15 protein-coding genes are annotated in these 17,735 nt (G+C 72.4%); 5 read left to right on the top strand and 10 right to left on the bottom strand.

Annotated elements, in window-relative coordinates:
- Nucleotides 1-2 precede the first annotated feature (2 nt).
- A complete protein-coding gene (locus ACFV9T_RS27015) occupies nucleotides 3-1,382 on the top strand; it encodes an 8-oxoguanine deaminase (protein ID WP_385444707.1) in 1,380 nt (459 codons plus the stop codon).
- Between the two features lie 155 nt (nucleotides 1,383-1,537).
- Nucleotides 1,538-3,409, top strand: coding sequence for an alpha-L-fucosidase (locus ACFV9T_RS27010; protein WP_385444706.1), 1,872 nt, complete (start codon nucleotides 1,538-1,540; stop codon nucleotides 3,407-3,409).
- 60 nt (nucleotides 3,410-3,469) lie between these two features.
- On the opposite strand, the gene aceB is transcribed toward ACFV9T_RS27010, so the two are convergent.
- Both aceB and ACFV9T_RS27000 read right to left on the bottom strand, forming a co-directional pair.
- On the bottom strand, nucleotides 3,470-5,089 hold the full coding sequence (gene aceB / locus ACFV9T_RS27005; RefSeq protein ID WP_385444704.1) for a malate synthase A: 1,620 nt from the start codon (nucleotides 5,087-5,089) through the stop codon (nucleotides 3,470-3,472).
- 116 nt (nucleotides 5,090-5,205) lie between these two features.
- Complete coding sequence (locus tag ACFV9T_RS27000; RefSeq protein ID WP_385444702.1) at nucleotides 5,206-5,826, bottom strand: NTP transferase domain-containing protein; 621 nt, start codon at nucleotides 5,824-5,826, stop codon at nucleotides 5,206-5,208.
- Between the two features lie 194 nt (nucleotides 5,827-6,020).
- Between ACFV9T_RS27000 and ACFV9T_RS26995 the strand changes: the two genes are divergently transcribed.
- Nucleotides 6,021-6,332: a DUF5955 family protein gene (locus ACFV9T_RS26995; RefSeq protein ID WP_385444701.1), complete on the top strand. Its 312-nt coding sequence runs from the start codon at nucleotides 6,021-6,023 to the stop codon at nucleotides 6,330-6,332.
- Between the two features lie 11 nt (nucleotides 6,333-6,343).
- On the opposite strand, the gene ACFV9T_RS26990 is transcribed toward ACFV9T_RS26995, so the two are convergent.
- Nucleotides 6,344-7,129, bottom strand: coding sequence for an IclR family transcriptional regulator (locus ACFV9T_RS26990; protein ID WP_385444699.1), 786 nt, complete (start codon nucleotides 7,127-7,129; stop codon nucleotides 6,344-6,346).
- Nucleotides 7,130-7,390: 261 nt separating this feature from the next.
- Between ACFV9T_RS26990 and allB the strand changes: the two genes are divergently transcribed.
- Complete coding sequence (gene allB, locus ACFV9T_RS26985) at nucleotides 7,391-8,737, top strand: allantoinase AllB (protein ID WP_385444762.1); 1,347 nt, start codon at nucleotides 7,391-7,393, stop codon at nucleotides 8,735-8,737.
- Nucleotides 8,734-9,867 (top strand): allantoicase, encoded by a 1,134-nt coding sequence (alc, locus tag ACFV9T_RS26980; RefSeq protein WP_385444698.1) that lies wholly within the window; start codon nucleotides 8,734-8,736, stop codon nucleotides 9,865-9,867. The genes allB and alc overlap by 4 nt, the downstream gene beginning before the upstream one ends.
- 196 nt (nucleotides 9,868-10,063) lie before the next feature.
- On the opposite strand, the gene ACFV9T_RS26975 is transcribed toward alc, so the two are convergent.
- From ACFV9T_RS26975 to ACFV9T_RS26945, 7 genes are all read right to left on the bottom strand, one after another.
- Nucleotides 10,064-11,692, bottom strand: coding sequence for an IS200/IS605 family accessory protein TnpB-related protein (locus ACFV9T_RS26975; protein ID WP_385444696.1), 1,629 nt, complete (start codon nucleotides 11,690-11,692; stop codon nucleotides 10,064-10,066).
- 290 nt (nucleotides 11,693-11,982) lie between these two features.
- The gene (otnC, locus tag ACFV9T_RS26970) at nucleotides 11,983-12,618 is read right to left on the bottom strand and encodes a 3-oxo-tetronate 4-phosphate decarboxylase (protein WP_385444694.1); all 636 of its coding nucleotides are present in this window, start codon (nucleotides 12,616-12,618) and stop codon (nucleotides 11,983-11,985) included.
- Between the two features lie 16 nt (nucleotides 12,619-12,634).
- Nucleotides 12,635-13,918, bottom strand: a complete 1,284-nt coding sequence (gene otnK, locus ACFV9T_RS26965) for a 3-oxo-tetronate kinase (protein WP_385444693.1) — start codon at nucleotides 13,916-13,918, stop codon at nucleotides 12,635-12,637.
- A gap of 71 nt (nucleotides 13,919-13,989) precedes the next feature.
- Nucleotides 13,990-15,072: an isocitrate/isopropylmalate dehydrogenase family protein gene (locus ACFV9T_RS26960; protein ID WP_385444691.1), complete on the bottom strand. Its 1,083-nt coding sequence runs from the start codon at nucleotides 15,070-15,072 to the stop codon at nucleotides 13,990-13,992.
- A gap of 28 nt (nucleotides 15,073-15,100) precedes the next feature.
- On the bottom strand, nucleotides 15,101-15,940 hold the full coding sequence (locus ACFV9T_RS26955) for a sugar phosphate isomerase/epimerase family protein (RefSeq protein WP_385444690.1): 840 nt from the start codon (nucleotides 15,938-15,940) through the stop codon (nucleotides 15,101-15,103).
- On the bottom strand, nucleotides 15,937-16,635 hold the full coding sequence (locus tag ACFV9T_RS26950; protein ID WP_385444688.1) for an aspartate/glutamate racemase family protein: 699 nt from the start codon (nucleotides 16,633-16,635) through the stop codon (nucleotides 15,937-15,939). Before ACFV9T_RS26950 ends, ACFV9T_RS26955 begins: the two co-directional genes overlap by 4 nt.
- 288 nt (nucleotides 16,636-16,923) lie before the next feature.
- Nucleotides 16,924-17,637, bottom strand: coding sequence for a FadR/GntR family transcriptional regulator (locus tag ACFV9T_RS26945; RefSeq protein WP_385444686.1), 714 nt, complete (start codon nucleotides 17,635-17,637; stop codon nucleotides 16,924-16,926).
- Nucleotides 17,638-17,735 lie beyond the last annotated feature (98 nt).

Below are 17,735 nucleotides of genomic sequence, written 5' to 3'. Positions count from 1 at the left end.
CCGTGCACCGCACCCACCGCATCGTCATCGAGAACTGCGCCATCGCGACTGTGGACGCGCAGGACACCGAGCACGCCTCGGGCCATGTCGTCGTCGCGGGCAACCGCATCGAGTCGGTCGGCCCGGGACCCGCGCCGGGCGGCCTGGACGGGGTGGTCCGCCGGGTCGACGGCACCGGCCACCTTGTCACCCCGGGCCTGGTCAACACCCATCACCACTTCTACCAGTGGCTCACCCGAGGCCTCGCCCAGGACCACAACCTCTTCAACTGGCTGGTCGCGCTCTACCCCACCTGGGCCCGGATCGACGAGCCGATGGTGTACGCCGCCGCGCGCGGCTCGCTCGGGATGATGGTGCGCGGCGGCGTCACCACCGCCATGGACCACCACTACGTGTTCCCGCGCGGTGCGGGCGATCTGCTGGGCGCCGAGATCCGCGCGGCGCGCGAGCTGGGCGTGCGGTTCACCGCCGCGCGCGGCTCCATGGACCTCGGCAGCTCGGACGGCGGACTGCCGCCGGACTTCGCCGTCGAGACCACCGAAGACGCCCTCTCCGCCACCGAGGAGGCCATCGACACCCACCACGACGCCTCGTACGACGCGATGCTGCGGATCGCGGTCGCGCCCTGCTCGCCCTTCTCCGTCACCACCGAACTCATGCGGCAGAGCGCCGAGTTGGCCCGCCGCAAGGGCGTACGGCTGCATACCCACGGCTCGGAGACGGTCGAGGAGGAGAAGTTCTGCCACGAGCGGTTCGGGATGGGCCCGACCGACTACTTCGCGGACACCGGCTGGCTCGGCGAGGACGTGTGGATGGCGCACAGCGTCCACATGAACGACGCCGACATCGCCGCCTTCGCCCGCACCGCCACCGGCGTCGCCCACTGCCCGTCGTCCAACGCCCGGCTCGCCGCCGGGATCGCCCGGGTGCCGGATCTGCTCGCGGCGGGCGTACCGGTCGGGCTCGGCGTGGACGGCACCGCCTCGAACGAGTCCGGCGAACTCCACACCGAGCTGCGCAACGCCCTGCTGATCAACCGGCTCGGCGACCACCGCGAGAAGGCGCTGACGGTCCGCCAGGCGCTCCGTCTCGGCACCTACGGCGGGGCCCGGGTGCTGGGCCGCGAGGGCGAGATCGGGTCCCTGGAGCCGGGCAAGCTCGCCGATCTGGTGCTGTGGAAGCTGGACGGCATCGGCCACTCGACCATCGCCGACCCGGTGGCTGCGCTGGTTCTGGGCGCGGCGGCGCCGGTGACCCTGTCGCTGGTGAACGGCGAGCCGGTGGTGGAGGCGGGGCGGCTGCTCACCGCCGACGAGGACGACATCGCACGCGGTGCGCGCGACGAGGCGCGGCGGCTGGCCCGTATCGCCGAGGATGGGTGATACATCGGATGGATGGGGGCTCGCTGGTAGCAAAGTGGCGGCGGTGGCGCTTTATGTCCCGTTGACATCCCACCTATGCGGCTCTAGGTTCCGGTACGCGGCTGGCCAGCCCTCCTGTCCGACCACCCATGAGCACCATGAGCACAGGAGCCGCCATGCGTGTGTCCCCACGGGCGTTATCCCTGTCCCGAGGTCTGAGCCTGCTGCTCGGCCTGTTCCTGGCGCTGACCCTCACCGGACCCTCCGCCACCGCCGAAGCCACCCCCGTACCCACCCCCGTACCCACCCCCGTACCCACCAGCGCCGACCCCGGTCCCGGCACCGACTACGCGGGCGACGACCCGTTCACCTCCGCCCGCACCGACTGGTGGCGGCAGGACCGGTTCGGGATGTTCATCCACTTCGGCGCCTACTCCCAGCTGGAAGGCGAATACACCCGCCCCGACGGCACCGTGTGCCGGGACGCGGAGTGGATCAAGCGGAACTGCCGGATATCCACGAGCGCCTACGAGGACATGGCGCGGGGCTTCAACCCGTCCTCCTTCGACGCCAAGGCCGTCGTCCAGGCCGCCAAGGACGCGGGTCAGCGCTACATCGTCATCACGTCCAAGCACCACGACGGATACGCGATGTGGCCGACGAAGCAGAACACCTGGAATCTGCGCGACCACTCCTCGTTCGACCAGCGGCGCGACATCCTCGCCGAACTGAAGACCGCCGCCGACGCAGCCGGGATCAAGCTCGGCTTCTACTACTCGATCTGGGACTGGCACGACCCCGACTTCGCCGACCCGGCCACCTTCCCGAAGTACCGGGAGCGGATGTACGCGCAGCTCAAGGAGCTGGTCGACGGGTACGACCCGGCGCTGCTGTGGTTCGACGGCGAATGGGACGCGGACGACCCCACCAACAACTGGTCCCCGCGCGACGGCGAGCAGCTCGAAGCGTATCTGCGCGGCCTCGACCCGGACCTGGTCATCAACAACCGGGTCGGCAAGCGCCGCGTCGTGGACGGCGACTACGGCACCCCCGAGCAGGAGATCCCGGACGCCCCGGTGGACGGCCAGCTCTGGGAGTCCTGCATGACCCTCAACGGCAACTGGGGCTTCGCCAAGTACGACCAGAACTGGAAGTCGCCCCAGACCCTCACCCGCAACCTCCTCGACATCGCGGGACGAGGCGGCAACTACCTGCTCAACGTCGGCCCCGACAAGCTCGGCCGCATCCCCCAGCCGTCCGTCGACCGGCTGCGCGACATCGGCTCCTGGCTGCGGACGTCCGGCCAGGGCCGGGCCGTATACGGGGCGCGGGAGGCCGGTCTTGTGGCCGAGCCCCGGTGGGGAGCGGTCAGCCGGTCCGGCGACAAGCTCTACGCCTCCGTGGCTGACTGGCCCGCCGCCGGGCAGCCCCTCCACCTCACCGCGCGGGCGCCGTTCGAGGTGACCGGGGCGCGGGTGCTGGGCAGCGGGCAGAAGGTCGCGGTCGCGGCGGCCGGGGACGGCTTCGACCTCACCCCGTCCGGCGGGCCGGCGAACACCACCGCGTCGGTCATCGAGCTGACGGTCAGGCCATCGGGCGCGTCCGTACCTCCGGGCCGGGGCACCGGGCTGCGGCAGGAGGTGTTCGCGAACGACACCTTCACCGGGCCGCCGGTCGTCACCCGGACCGATCCGACCGTCAACCACGCCTGGCGGAGCGCCGGTTCACCGGACGCCCGGGTTCCGGCCGACCGCTTCAGCGTCCGCTGGACCGGCTCCCTGGTGCCCCGCCACAGCCAGACGTACACGCTCACCACCGTCTCCGACGACACGGTGCGGGTGTGGATCGACGGCAAGCTGCTCATCGACAGCACCACGCCGCATACGGCGAAGGTCGACAAGGCGACCGTCGCCTTGACGGCCGGGAAGCGCCACGCCCTCAAGGTCGAGTACACCGAGCAGACCGGTGAGGCGCATATGAAGCTGCTGTGGTCCAGCCCCGGCCAGTCCCAGCAGATCGTGCCGCGCGCCCAGCTCCACACCTCGTAGACGCCAGCACGCCAAAGGGCCCCGGGGCGATGTCCCGGGGCCCCTCGTCACGTACGGGGCTCAGCCCAGCAGCTCGTACGCGGGCAGCGTCAGGAACTCCGCGTAGTCCTCGTCCAGCGCGACCTTCAGCAGCAGATCGTGTGCCTGCTGCCACCGCCCGGCCTCGAACGCCTCCGGGCCGACCTCCTCGCGGATCGCGGCCAGCTCCTCGGCGGCGACCGTGCGCACCAGGTCGGCGGTGGCCTTCTCGCCGTTCTCGAAGACGACCCCGGCGTTGATCCACTGCCAGATCTGGGAGCGGGAGATCTCCGCGGTGGCGGCGTCCTCCATCAGGTTGAAGATGGCGACGGCGCCCAGGCCCCGCAGCCACGCCTCGATGTAGCGGGTGCCGACCTGTACGGCGTTGCGCAGCCCCGCGAAGGTGGGCTTGGCGTCCAGGGAGGCGACGTCGATCAGCTCGGCCGCCGTGACCCGGACGTCCTCGCGCAGCCGGTCCTTCTGGTGCGGCCGCTCGCCGAGCACCGCGTCGAACGACTCGCGGGCGACCGGGACCAGATCGGGGTGGGCGACCCACGAGCCGTCGAAGCCGTCGTTCGCCTCACGGTCCTTGTCGGCCCGCACCTTGTCGAACGCGACCGCGTTCACCTCGGCGTCCCGGCGCGAGGGGATGAAGGCCGCCATCCCGCCGATCGCGTGGGCGCCGCGCTTGTGGCAGGTGCGGACCAGCAGCTCGGTGTAGGCGCGCATGAACGGCGCGGTCATCGTCACCGCGTTGCGGTCGGGCAGGACGAAGCCGGGGCCCGCGTCGCGGAAGTTCTTCACGATGGAGAACAGGTAGTCCCAGCGGCCCGCGTTGAGCCCGGACGCGTGGTCGCGCAGCTCGTACAGGATCTCGTCCATCTCGTACGCGGCCGTGATCGTCTCGATGAGCACGGTGGCGCGGACGCTCCCTTGCGGGACGCCCACGTAGTCCTGCGCGAAGACGAAGACGTCGTTCCAGAGGCGGGCCTCCAGGTGCGATTCGGTCTTCGGGAGATAGAAGTACGGGCCCTTGCCCAGGTCGAGCAGGCGGCGCGCGTTGTGGAAGAAGTACAGCCCGAAGTCGACGAGCCCGCCGGGCACCGCGCGGCCCTCCGCGTCCCGGAGGTGGCGCTCGTCCAGGTGCCAGCCGCGCGGGCGGGCGACGACGGTGGCCAGCTCCTCGGCGGGGCGCAGCGCGTAGCTCTTGCCCTCGGGGGAGGTGAAGTCGATCCGGCGCTCATACGCGTCGGTCAGATTCAGCTGGCCGCCGATCACATTCGCCCAGGTGGGCGCGGAGGCGTCCTCGAAGTCGGCGAGCCAGACCCTGGCGCCCGAGTTGAGCGCGTTGATCGTCATCTTGCGGTCGGTGGGACCGGTGATCTCCACCCGGCGGTCCTGGAGCGCGCGCGGGGCCTCGGCCACGCGCCAGTCCGGGTCCTCGCGGATGTGCGAGGTCTCCGGCAGGAAGTCCAGCGTGCTCGTACGGGCGATCTCGGCCCGTCGCTCGGCGCGACGCGCGAGCAGCTCGTCGCGGCGAGGGGTGAAGCGGTGATGCAGCTCGGCCAGGAAGGCCAGAGCCGCGTCGGTCAGCACCTCTCCCTGACGCTCCAGAGGCTCGGCGTCGACGATGGCCAGCGGGGATGGCGCTGGTGCGGACATGGGCGTTCACTCCTCAGTCGATAGCAATTCTGGATATTAATTTCCTCATCGTGGAAGTTCAATCGGCTGTCGATGTGAGACTCGCTGCACGTGCGGTGTGGACGTGTGAGTGGGGGCTACCGCAGCAGCTCCAGATCCTGCGGGGTGTCGATGTCGTCCACGCGGGCGATGTCGCCGCAGTCGACCCGGATGATCTCGGCCTGATGTGCCCTCAGATACGCGCGTGCCCCGCGATCCCCCTCCGCACTCGCCGCCACATCCGCCCACCGGTCCGCGCCGAACAGCACCGGATGCCCCCGCTCGCCGTCGTACTCCGCCGTCACCAGGCCCTCCGCCGGGCGGGTCGCGTCGCGGCAGGCGGCCCGTACGCGCGCCACCGCCGGTGCCCCGATCCCGGGCTGATCCACCAGCGTGACCAGCGCCGCGCACGCCCCCGTGGCGCTCAGTGAGGCCAGTCCGGCGCGCAGCGAGGAGCCCATGCCGCCCTCCCAGTCCGGGTTGTCGACCAGGACGCAGCCCGGCAGCTCGGCCCGCTCCCGCACCTCCCCGGCGGCGGCGCCCAGCACGATGTGCACCGGGGCGCACCCGCCCTCCCGCAGCGCGCGCGCCGCGTGCTCCACCAGCGGCCTGCCCCGGTACTCCAGCAGCGCCTTGGGCCGCCCGCCCAGCCGCCGTCCCCCGCCCGCCGCCAGCAGCAACCCGGCGACCTGCGCGTTGTCATCGAAGGTGCGATCCATGCCCCCTGCTTACCGCACCGGGGCGCCGCGTGGACGGTTCATCCCAGCCGGTCTGATTTTCGCTCTCCGTATGGCGCACTGCGCACACGGTGGCGTTAACTGATCCGCAGCCCCTTGTGTCCGATTCGACATCCGGAGGGGCAGGGGAGAGGGAGGGCGGGCTCGTGCAGCCGCGCGCGAGGGGGAGAAGGGCCGTGTTGTCCGACGTGGAGGGCGCCACAGTGGCGTGCACCGAGGAAGACCCGAGGGTGGCGGAGCTGCGCCTGGCCGTGGCCCGGCTCAGGCGTGACCTGGCCGCCCATCCGGCGGAATTACCGGACCGGGCCATCGCGGACGACGAACTGGCCGCACTCGACGCCATGGCCCGCACCGGCACCCCCGAACTGCACCGCCTCCGCCGCTCCCTGCTCTTGGTGGCCGGTGCGCTCGGCTCGGTCAGCGCCCTGAACCCGGCGCTGCGAGGGGTCAGGACGGCGATCGATTTGTTCGGTACGGTGCCGCGCTAGCTCCTGCCTCGTCAGCTGCCGTCCGTGCTGGCCAGCGCCGCCGACAGATCGGCGGCGACCTCCTTCAGCACCGGCACGATCTCCTGAGTGGCCTCGTCCGTCACCCGCCCCGCCGGGCCCGAGATCGAGATGGCGGCCGCCGTCGGGGAGTCCGGTACGGACACCGCCAGGCAGCGCACGCCCATCTCCTGCTCGTTGTCGTCCACGGCGTATCCGGTCTCACGTACCAGCCGCAGCGCGTCCAGGAACGCGTCAGGCGAGGTGATCGTCTTCGCCGTCGCGGCGGGCATACCGGTGCGGGCCAGGAGGGCGCGTACCTCGTCCGGGGGTGTGGTGGCCAGCAGCGCCTTGCCGACGCCGGTGGAGTGCGGCAGGACCCGCCGCCCGACCTCGGTGAACATGCGCATGGAGTGACGGGAGGGCACCTGTGCGACGTACACCACCTCGTCCCCGTCCAGCAGCGCCATGTTCGCGGTCTCGCCGGTCTCCTCCACCAGGCGCGCCAGATACGGCCGTGCCCAGGTGCCCAGCAGCCGGGCCGAGCTTTCGCCGAGCCGGATCAGCCGGGGGCCGAGCGCGTAGCGGCGGTTGGGCTGCTGGCGTACGTAACCGCAGGCCACCAGCGTGCGCATCAGCCGGTGGATGGTGGGCAGCGGGAGGCCGCTACTGCCGGAGAGTTCGCTCAGCCCGACCTCGCCCCCGGCGTCGGCCATCCGCTCCAGGAGGTCGAAGGCGCGCTCCAGGGACTGGACGCCACCCGCGTTGGTGGCGGCGGTCTTGGACTCGGCGGACGGCACGTCGGCGTTTCCTTTCGCAGCGGGCAGCACCGGTCTCGCGCCCGCGTCGGATATCGCGGCCGACCGGCCTTCGGAAGCCTACCGGTCCCTCTTGGCGCCACGTTCTACGTATCGAAAATCCACTTTCATGCTACGGAATCGAACGGGGGTGCCCGGGAAGTCTTGACCAGATCGAACGAGAAGGGAAGACTCCGAGCGGAAAACTTATTCCGTGTTGCGGAATTATCGAGGGGAGTAGGGGTGCCCGAGCTGGAACCGGAGCTGAGCCCGGACCTGGTGCTGCGTTCGACGCGCGTGATCACTCCCGACGGCCCGCGCGCCGCGTCCGTCGCCGTTTCCACCGCCGAGGGCCGGATTCTGGCCGTCCTGCCGCACGACACGGCCCTCCCGCCCGGGGCGCGGCTCGAAGACCTCGGGGACGATGCCCTCCTCCCCGGGCTCGTCGACACCCACGTCCACGTCAACGACCCCGGCCGCACCGAGTGGGAGGGCTTCGCCTCCGCCACCCGCGCCGCCGCGGCCGGTGGCGTGACCACGCTGGTCGACATGCCCCTCAACAGCATCCCGCCCACCACCGATGTCGAGGCGCTGGAGATCAAGCGGGCCGTCGCCCGCGCGGCGGCCCATATCGACGTCGGCTTCTGGGGCGGTGCGATCCCCGGCAACACGGCCGATCTGCGGCCGCTGCACGACGCCGGGGTCCTCGGCTTCAAGTGCTTTCTGCTGCACTCCGGCGTGGACGAGTTCCCGCACCTCGACCCGGCCGGGCTCAAAGCAGCCCTGGGCGAGATCGCGGGCTTCGGCGGGCTGCTCATCGTCCACGCCGAGGACCCGAGGCTGATCGACGGCGCCCCGCCGCCCAGCGGCCCGCGCTACGCCGACTTCCTCGCCTCCCGCCCGCGCGCCGCCGAGAACCGGGCCGTCGAGGGCCTGATCGACCTCGCCCGCGAGCTGGAGGCCCGGGTCCACATCCTGCATCTGTCCTCCGCCGACGTCCTGCCGCGCATCGCCGCCGCGCGCCGCGAAGGCGTCCGGATCACCGTGGAGACCTGCCCGCACTTCCTCACCCTGACCGCCGAGGAAGTCCCGGACGGCGCCACCGAGTTCAAGTGCTGCCCGCCGATCCGCGAGGCGGCCAACCAGGACGCGCTGTGGCAGGGCCTGGCCGACGGCACGATCGACTGTGTCGTCTCCGACCACTCGCCCTGCACCGCCGAGCTGAAGACCGACGACTTCGGACAGGCCTGGGGCGGCATCTCCTCGCTCCAGCTCGGCCTGCCCGCCATCTGGACCGAGGCCCGCGGCCGGGGCCACACCCTCGTGGATGTCGCACGCTGGATGTCCACGGCCCCGGCCGCCCTGGTCGGCCTCGACGGCAAGGGCGCCATCGAGGCGGGCCGGGACGCCGACTTCGCGGTCCTGGCGCCCGAGGAGACCTTCACCGTCGACCCCGCCGCCCTCCATCACCGCAACCAGGTCACCGCGTACGCCGGGAAGACGCTGCACGGCGTCGTACGGTCCACCTGGCTGCGCGGCCGCAAGATCGCCGACCACGGCGCACACACCGAACCGACCGGCCGACTCCTCGAAAGGCAGCCCCGCGTATGACCGCGCCGATCCCCCGTTTCACCGGCGACGCCCACCCGTACGGCGGCGGCGACCCGGGCGCCGACTACCGCACCGCCGACTTCCCCTTCGCCCACCTCCCCGACCTCGCCGACCGGCGGCTCGGCGGCAGTGTGACCGCGGCCAACGACGAGTTCTTCGCCGAGCGCGAGAACCTGCTGCGGCCCGAGGCGCCGCACTTCGACCCCGCGGACTTCGGCCACAAGGGCAAGGTCATGGACGGCTGGGAGACCCGGCGCCGCCGGGGGGCCGCCGCCGACACCCCGCACCCCACGGACGAGGACCACGACTGGGCCCTGATCCGGCTGGGCGCGCCGGGCGTCATCCACGGCATCGTGGTCGACACCGCCCACTTCCGCGGCAACTACCCGCAGGCCGTGAGCGTGGAGGCCACCTCGCTGCCGGGCACCCCGTCCCCGGCGGACCTGCTCGCCGACGAGACGGAGTGGACGACCCTCGTCCCCCGCACCCAGGTCGGCGGCCACGCGGCCAACGGCTTCCCCGTCTCCGTTCCCCATCGCTTCACCCATGTGCGCCTCAAGCAGCACCCCGACGGAGGCATCGCCCGCCTCCGCGTCCACGGCGAGGTCATCCCCGACCCGGCCTGGCTCACCGCCCTCGGCACGTTCGACCTGGCGGCCCTGGAGAACGGCGGCGCGGCCGAGGACGCCTCCGACCGCTTCTACTCCCCGCCGACCAACTCCATCCAGCCGGGCCGCTCCCACAAGATGGACGAGGGCTGGGAGACCCGCCGCCGCCGCGACCGGGGCAACGACTGGGTGCGCTACCGGCTCACCGAACAGGCCTCGATCCGCGCCGTCGAGATCGACACCGGCTGCTACAAGGGCAACTCGCCGGGCTGGGCGGCGCTGTACGGCCGTGACACCACCGCCGACGCGGACGCGCCCTGGACCGAACTCCTGCCCCGCACCCCCCTCCAGCCGGACACCGTCCACCGCTTCCTGCTCGACCAGGCCCCGCCGGTGACCCACGTCCGCATCGACATCTACCCGGACGGCGGCATCGCCCGCCTCCGCCTCCACGGCTCCCTGACGGCCGAGGGCGCGAACCGGCTGGCCGCGCGGTACGCGGAGCTGGGCGGCGACGCCTGACGTTCCCAGCGCACCCCGCTCGGTGACGGTCCCGCTACCTTCGGCCCTCCATTAGACGTGGCGGGGCTGTCGCGCCAGGGAGTGTCTTGCCGATCATGCCGGCTCCCGACGCCCGGCATGGCACCTTGCGGCGCCGCGCTCGCCCTCGGTATCACCGACCAGGACCAGCGGGTCGTGATCTACACCGCGACCGTTCCTAGGGACTGAGCGGGAGCGAGTCCTGGTGCCAGAACTCGTGCTCAGCCGTGTGCTCCGAACGGTTTTGGGCACACTGGTCGCCCGCTTTCGCTCCGCGTCCGGTGCCGACGGATCGTGTCCGTGGTCCGGGGATGCGGGGGCGGGTTTCCTCACGCCCCGGGGCACCCGGTGCGGCCTGGACGCTCCGATGCCCGACAGCATCGCTCTGGTGCTGTGGGGGCGGTTGCGTCCGTCGCCGGATCGGGTGTCCCAGGGCGCGCCTTCCGATCGCCACCGCTGCCGCGTGATGACGAGTTGGCTTTCTGCTGTCGCTGGTGAGGGGCTTTTGCCAGTGCTGGGCGCCCCAGCGGCTGGTGTAGGCGGGATCGACGGCCACGATGTTGATGCCGAGCTCGGCGGCCATCGATACCAGTCGTGCCCGCAGCTTGGCGGTGGGCATGCTGGAGATCAGTTTGCGGAACCGCTTCCTGCGCCCGTGCTTCTCCCGGGTCTTCTCCGCGGCGAAGTCCAGGTCCTCGACTGCTATGGCCGCCCCGTGGTGTTTGGCCCAGTGCAGGAGGCGGATGAGGGCGTGCCGTACCTGCGCGTCCCGGTGCGGTGCGTTGCTGGACAGGTCGTAGTCGAACCTGCGCGGTTCACCGACGGGGTTGCCGTGGGTGTCCAGGCGCCAGGCGGCCAGGTGATCGGCGTTCATGTCGGCGCCGATCAGCCCGCCGGACCGGACAGCCTCCAACGGCACCGTCCTGATCGGTGGGATCTTCCAGGAGGCGGTCAGGTACCAGCGGTCCCGATCCACGTCGTAGTGGATGCGGTAGGCCACGGCGCGGTGGGCCGTGATGCGGTCGGCCCACTGCTCGCCCCGGTGCCGGAAGCCGACCCGGCAGGCCAGCACATAATGGCCGTGGGGCGCGTTCGCCAGCCCGGCCAGCGGCGCCGGGAGCTTGATACTCACCTCACCGTCCGGGCTGACGCGGATCGTCTCGTTCCCGTGCCGCTTTCCTGATTCGCCGTCGGCCTGGAGGAACCAGCGCTCAGCCTCCCACCGCACACGCCACTGGGACTCGGTCAACTGGGCGGCTTGGAGATTGTGCCGGTTACGCAGCAGCTTCCTGCCACCCCGCACCACCCGCACACATCCGCTCGCACGGTCGGCCCGCTCCTGCTCCAGCTGGTCTTGGAGCAGGTGCAGGCGCCGGGACTTGGCGAACCACTCCTGTCGGGAGCGGTAACCCCCCGGCAAGCCCCGGGAGCCCTTCGCCCCGACCGGCAGCGCCAGCCGACTGGTGATCGTACGAACAGCGGCCTCAAGAGACTGGATATGCGCGAGCTGGCCACGCCGGGCCAGCGCCCATTGGTCATGCGTGGCCTTAGTGATACTGCCCGCCCAACGCGAGGAGCACTGTCCGGTCAACGCCCGCTTGCGCTGCGCCCACCGGTCGCTGTCATGAGCTGGCCCGGCTGCACAGCGGGCCTTCCAGTCCAGGGAGGCCAGGGAGCCCAGCAGGCCACCGACCAGGCGCAGGACCCTCTCGTCCTGACCGGTCAGGCCCTTGAGACCGGTGCGGATGGCCACCCCGGCCGGGCCGGGCGCCACGAACGACGCCGCCACCTCGCGCATCCCGCTCATCCCTCACCCCTACGCGGCCCGAAGAGTTCCCGTCGCAGCGTCCAACGAACACCACTCGTAAAGGTCACGCATTCGACGCAAGAACCGGCGTTCCCTTCCCACTCTTCGAAGGGGCGTCGCGCGCTCGTCGATGCTCACTCGCGCACACCAAAATGCACCCAAGTGCTTTCAACCGGCAGCAGCTCTCGACCCCCGGCTCCTCGTCCGAGGAGGCGCTGCGGCTGCTGTCCGTCGTCGGCACGCAGCGCATGGACGTGCCCCCTCCCGCGCGGCGATGGCTCGGCGATGGCTCAGGGGGCGATCTCGGCGGCCTGTTCGGGGGTGAGGGGGCGGGTGGCGTGGCCGCGCAGCAGGAGGTGGAGCTTGGCGGTTTCCTCCAGTTCCTCGATGGCGTCGGCGGCCTGTTCCAGGGTGGCACCGGCGACGACGGGCCCGTGGTTGGCGAGGAGGACCGCGTGGTGGGCGCGGGCGGTCCGCTCGGCGAGCGGTTCCAGGGCGCTGTCGCCGGGGGCGTGGTAGGGCAGCAGCGGCAGGGTGCCGACGCGCATGGCGTAGTACGCGGTCAGCGGGGGCAGGGCGTCGGCCGGATCGACGCCGTCCAGGCAGGAGACGGCGGCGGCGTGGGTGGAGTGCAGATGGACCACCGCGTGGGCGGCGGGCCGGGCCCGGTAGAAGGCGGCGTGCAGGAACGCCTCCTTGGTCGGCCGGGGCCCGTCCAGATGCCCGCCGGTGAGGTCCGTACGGGACAGCTCGGCCTCCTCGACGGTGCCGAGGCTGGACCCGGTGGGGGTGAGCAGCAGGCTGCCGTCGGCCAGCCGGACGGACAGATTGCCGGTGGAGCCGTGGGTCAGGCCGCGCGTGAACAGGGAGCGGGCGGTCCGCACGACCAGCGCGCGGGCGGCCTGATCGCCGTAGGGGGTCGTCATGCGTGCTCCTCGCTCGTCATGCGTGCTCCTCGCCGGGGGTGCCGGGGGCGCCGAGGGCGCGGGTGAACAGGTCCGGGGCGCCGAAGTTGCCGGACTTCAGCATGAGGGCCAGCTCGCCCGCCTCGGTCGTGGCGTACGTCCACGGCACGCCCGGGTCGGCCTCGTCGCCGACCAGGACCGCGCGGACGCCGAGCGCCGTGGTGACGGCGCCGGAGGTCTCCCCGCCCGCGACCAGCAGGCGCCGTACGCCGCGTCCGACGAGGTGGGAGGCGAGGGTGCCGAGCAGCCCCTCGACCAGGGCGGCGGCTTCGGCGACGCCCAGCGCGTCCTGGACGGCGGCGAGTTCGCCGGGTGCGGCGGAGGCGTGGAGCAGGGCGGGCAGGCCGGGGTCCTGTGCGTCGTACCAGTCCAGGGCCGCGCCGATGACGTCGTGGCCGGACGCGGCGGCCAGGGCGTCGAGGCGGTGGGCGGGCAGCCCGGCGGCGTGGAAGTGGCCGATCTGCTCCAGGGTGCGTACGGAGCAGCTGCCCGCCAGCACCGCGGCGCGGCCCTCGCGCGGTACGGGGACGGGGGCGGCGGGCCCGGCGGCCGGGTGGGCGCGGCTGAGCCCTTCGGCGAGCCCGGCGGCGCCCGCGACGACGGGGAGTTCGAGGGCGGCGGCGCCGAGCGTGGCCAGGTCGTCGTCGGTGAGGGCGTCGGCGATGACGTGCCGCGCCCCGGCCCGCTGGTGCGCGGCCAGGGCGTCCCGTACGGCGTCGGCTCCGCGGCGTACGGTCGGCCAGTCGATCAGGGCGACGGGGTGCGGGGTCTGCGCGGACAGCAGGCGGGTCAGGGCGGAGTCCGTCATGGGGTTGAGGGGGTGCTGCCGCAGGGGCGATTCGGACAGCAGCTGGTCGTGGACGAAGAGATGGCCCTGGTAGACGGTGCGGCCGTTGGGCGGGGACGCCGGGCAGTGCAGGGTGACGGCGGTGTCGGTGGCCGTTGCCAGAGCGTCGGTGACCGGGCCGATATTGCCCCGGGCGGTGGAGTCGAACGTGGAGCAGTACTTGACGTAGATCTGCGCCGCGCCCATTTCCCACAGCACCCGCTGGGCGGCCAGCGAGTCGGCGACGGCGTCGTCGGCGGGCGCGGAGCGGGACTTGAGGGCGATCACGGCGGCGTCGCAGTCGGCGGGCAGCGCGGTGGTGGCGTCCGGGGTGCCGAAGACCAGAGCGGTGCGCAGGCCCGCCCGCCGGAAGGCGGCGGCGACGTCGGTGCCGCCGGTGAAGTCGTCGGCTATGCAGCCGATGCGCAGGGTCATGGTCGTGGGTCTCTCTCGTGCGGAGGCCGGGGCGGGCGACGACAGGGAGGGCCCGCCCCGGAGCGGGTGGGTCAGCTCTGGCCGGTGGCGCCGATGGTCTTGACGGCGGCGGCGGTGAACTCGGTGGTGGAGGCGGAGCCGCCGAGGTCGCGGGTGGACGTACCGGCGGCGATGGTGTCGGCCACGGCGGTCTGCATGAGCTGCGCGGCGGCGCCCAGGGCCTCGTCGCCGTGCTTCGCGCCGAGCCATTCGAGCAGCATGGCGCCGGAGAGGATCATGGCGACCGGGTTGGCGGCGTTCTGCCCGGCGATGTCGGGGGCGGAGCCGTGGGACGCCTGGGCCATGGCGGTGGTGGCGGAGGCGTTGATGGACGGGGCGGTGCCGAGCGAGCCGGAGATCTCCCCGGCCAGGTCGGAGAGGATGTCGCCGAACATGTTCTCGGTGACGATGACGTCGAAGTCCTGGGCGCGGCGCACCAGATGGACCGTCATGGCGTCGATGTGGAAGTCGTCCACCGCGACATCCGGGTACTCCTCGGCGACCTCCTGGCACACGGTGCGGAACAGCCCGGTGGTGAGCTTGAGGACGTTCGCCTTGTGGACGATCGTCACCTTCTTGCGGCGCGAGCGGGCCAGGTCGAAGGCGACGCGGGCGACGCGCTCGGTGGCCTCGCGGGTGATGATGCCCATCATGATCGCCGTATCGCGGGTGGGCATGAACTCGCCCGTACCGGCGTAGGTGTTGCGGTCGGCGTAGAAGCCCTCGGTGTTCTCGCGGACGATGACCAGGTCGGCGCTGTCGCAGACGGCCTTCGCGCCCGGGAAGCTCTTGGCGGGGCGGATGTTGGCGAACAGCTGGAAGTGCTTGCGCAGGGTGCCCGAGGGGTTGAGCGCGGACTTGTGCGGCTCGGGGTACGACACGGAGTCGTGCGGGCCGAGGAACCAGCCGTCCAGTCCGGCCAGCGCCTCCTTGGTCTCCTCCGGAACCGGCGTCCCGTGCGAGGCGATCGCGGTGGCGCCCAGCGGCAGGGGCACCCAGTCGACGGACACCCCGGTGGCCCGGGCGGCGGCGGTGGCGATCTCGACGGAGGACGGGACGATCTCGGCGCCGATGCCGTCGCCCTCCAGGACGCCGAGGCGGTACGTGGTGCTCATGCGGGTTCCTCTCACAGGTGGTGGGGTGTCAGGTTGGGCTCTCTGCCGCATCGGTGAGCGCGGCCCGCGATCTCGCGGCGGCCCCGGGGCTGTCGTCGCCCTGGGTGTGTTCCAGCGTCAGCCACCCGGTGAAGCCGCCCCGGCGCAGCGCCCCCAGCAGCGCGGGCAGCCGGGGGTCGCCGACGGTCAGCGGGCCCCGGGTGCCCGGCGCCGCGAGCTGGACGCAGCCGGTCACCCGGGCGTGGTCGGCCACGGCCCGGACCGGATCGATGCCCTCCGACTCCAGGTGGTGGGTGTCCAGCACCAGCCCGGCTGACGGTGCGCCGATCCTGTCGAGCGCGGCGAGTACTTGGCCGGGGGAGTGCCAGAAGGAGGTGTGGGCGCGCGACTGCGGCTCCACGAGCAGTCGACTCCCGTACGCGGCAGCCTCCTCCGCCAGCTCCCGCACCGCTCGCTCCGCCCAGGCCCGCTGCACGTCCTCCAGCCCCGGCAGGAAGGTGCCCCGGGTCTGGCCGAGGGTGAGCGGCACCCCGAGGGCCCCGGCGAGCCGGGCCGCGCCCAGCAGCCGGTGGCGTGCGTGGCGGCGTACGTCCGGCGCGGGGTCGGTCGGCGTCAGCCGGTCCTGCGCGGAGACCGGTCCGGTGCCGATGCCGAGGATCCTCAGCCCGGCGCCCTCGGCGGTGCGGAGCATGGCGTCGGCGTCGCGCGCGGTGGCCTCGCGGACCTGGACCTCGACACCGTCGTAGCCGAGTGCGGCCAGCTGCCGGACGGCGTCGGCGAACCGCGCCCGGAAGCCGAGCGGCACGGGCGCGCGGCAGTCGTCGCCGGTGACGGTGTAGGCCAGTGGCCAGGCCAGGGGCGTGCTCATGGGGTGACCGTCGCCCGGGGTACGAGCAGCGCGCGCAGCTCGCGGGCGGCGGCGCCCGCGCCGTCCAGTACGGGGACGCCCAGCAGCCCGGCCAGCGCGTCCCGGGCGGGGGAGAGGGAGTACTGCGCCAGCAGCACCACGTCCGCCCCCTCGCCCCCGGCGGCCGTGAGGGCGTCGGCCAGCTGCCGGGCGATCGCCTCCGGGGTGTCCGCGCGGGCCGCCGCCTCGCTCAGCGCGGTGACGAGCCGGACCGGCCGGTCGGGCCGGACGGCCGGGGCGAGCGCCTCGAACTGGGCCACGGCGGCGGGAACGGCGGGCGGAGTGGAGGCGACGACGGCGACGCGCTCGTACGGGCCCGCCAGGGCGGCCGTGAACATGGCCTCGTCCGCCTTCAGCACGGGCACGTCCCACAGGGCGCGGGCGGTGTTCACCACGTCCCCGTAGGACGAGCAGGTCAGCAGCAGGCCCTGGGCGCCGCCGTCCACCACATGCCCGATCAGGCGGAGCATGCGACGCCGCAGCGCGCCCGTAAGACCGTCGCCGTCGGCAGCACCGAGGGCGTCCTCCAGCAACCGATCGTCCAGCACATTCCACACGGTGGCCTGCGGGAACTCTCGCGCGAACGCCTCCTGGGCGACGCGGGCTCCGGTCGGCACGGCGTGGATCATGGCGACCAGAGGGCGGGATTCGATCACCGGGATGTCCTCTTCCGGTAGGCGGGGGCGCCGCCACTGTAGAAGCAACCGGTCAACCGGTCAACCAGTTGCCGTTATGGCAGGCCATGGACCACCGGAACGCGCCCGGCGGCCCTAGGGGGTGTCTTCCGGATCATGCCGGGCTCCCGACGCCCGGCACGGCACCTCGCCGCCCCGCGCTCGTCGCACGCAGCGCCGCTGCGCTCTCCTCACGCGGGTTGCGAGGCACCGCACCGGACGCCGCTCGCTGATCCGGCCTGATCCGAAAGACACCCCCTAGCCGCCCCCCTACGCCTGACGCTGCTCCAGCGCCTCCATCAGCCGCCGCGACGCCCCGTCCATGTGCTGCGTCATCGCCGCGCGGGCCGCCTCGGCGTCGCCCTCCGCGACCGCTTCAAAGATCGGCACGTGGTCGGCGTACGCCACCTCGCGCGACCGTACGGCGCCGGTGCGCTCCACCCAGCCGCGCTGGATCATCGCCCGCATGCCCTTGAGCATGTCCCGCAGGACCGTGTTGCCCGCCAGCTCCGCCAGGGCCGCGTGGAAGGCCGTGTCCGCCTCGGGGAACTCCTCGTCCGGGCACTCCCGCATCGCGGCCAGCCGTGCGCGCAGCAGCCCGACGCCCGCCTCGTCACGGGCCTGCGCCGCAAGGCCCGCCACGACGACCTCCAGCTCCGCACGGGCCCGCACCATGTCCCGGGCGCCCCGCTCGCCGAGCACCAGGCCCAGTTCGAACAGCCGGTAGAGCACGTCGGAGTCGGCGCCGCGGAAGTACGTCCCGCTGGACTGGCGGATCTCCAGCAGGCCGAGGAATCCCAGCGACTTGATCGCCTCGCGCACGGTGGGTCGGTTCACGCCGAGCATCTCGGTCAGCTGCCGCTCGGAGGGGATGCGGTCGCCGGGCTGCACCTCGCCGGACATCAGATAGTCGATCAGACGGCGAGAGACCTCGGCTGCCAGCGGCTCCCGTGGTTCGACGGTGATCCTGGCGAGTTCGGCCATCGAAATCCTCAACTTCGGTATTGACGTGATGCCCGGAAGTCTAGTTACCTACCGGCCATCCGGTAAACCGGTCAACCGGATGCAAGGTGACGGATCTC

Source organism: Streptomyces sp. NPDC059850 (assembly GCF_042731515.1).
Lineage (GTDB): Bacteria > Actinomycetota > Actinomycetes > Streptomycetales > Streptomycetaceae > Streptomyces.
Note: the sequence above shows the minus strand (reverse complement) of the source record. Positions and strands in the feature narration are given on the sequence as shown.

Bases quoted from the DNA above. Each gene is read 5' to 3' on its own strand.
- ACFV9T_RS26945 (WP_385444686.1), bottom strand. From the start codon at position 17,637: ATGGCCGAACTCGCCAGGATCACCGTCGAACCACGGGAGCCGCTGGCA.
- ACFV9T_RS26955 (WP_385444690.1), bottom strand. From the start codon at position 15,940: ATGAGCACGCCCCTGGCCTGGCCACTGGCCTACACCGTCACCGGCGAC.
- ACFV9T_RS26960 (WP_385444691.1), bottom strand. From the start codon at position 15,072: ATGAGCACCACGTACCGCCTCGGCGTCCTGGAGGGCGACGGCATCGGC.
- alc (WP_385444698.1), top strand. From the start codon at position 8,734: ATGACCGCGCCGATCCCCCGTTTCACCGGCGACGCCCACCCGTACGGC.
- ACFV9T_RS26975 (WP_385444696.1), bottom strand. From the start codon at position 11,692: ATGAGCGGGATGCGCGAGGTGGCGGCGTCGTTCGTGGCGCCCGGCCCG.
- aceB (WP_385444704.1), bottom strand. From the start codon at position 5,089: ATGTCCGCACCAGCGCCATCCCCGCTGGCCATCGTCGACGCCGAGCCT.
- otnC (WP_385444694.1), bottom strand. From the start codon at position 12,618: ATGACGACCCCCTACGGCGATCAGGCCGCCCGCGCGCTGGTCGTGCGG.
- ACFV9T_RS27000 (WP_385444702.1), bottom strand. From the start codon at position 5,826: ATGGATCGCACCTTCGATGACAACGCGCAGGTCGCCGGGTTGCTGCTG.
- otnK (WP_385444693.1), bottom strand. From the start codon at position 13,918: ATGACCCTGCGCATCGGCTGCATAGCCGACGACTTCACCGGCGGCACC.
- ACFV9T_RS27010 (WP_385444706.1), top strand. From the start codon at position 1,538: ATGCGTGTGTCCCCACGGGCGTTATCCCTGTCCCGAGGTCTGAGCCTG.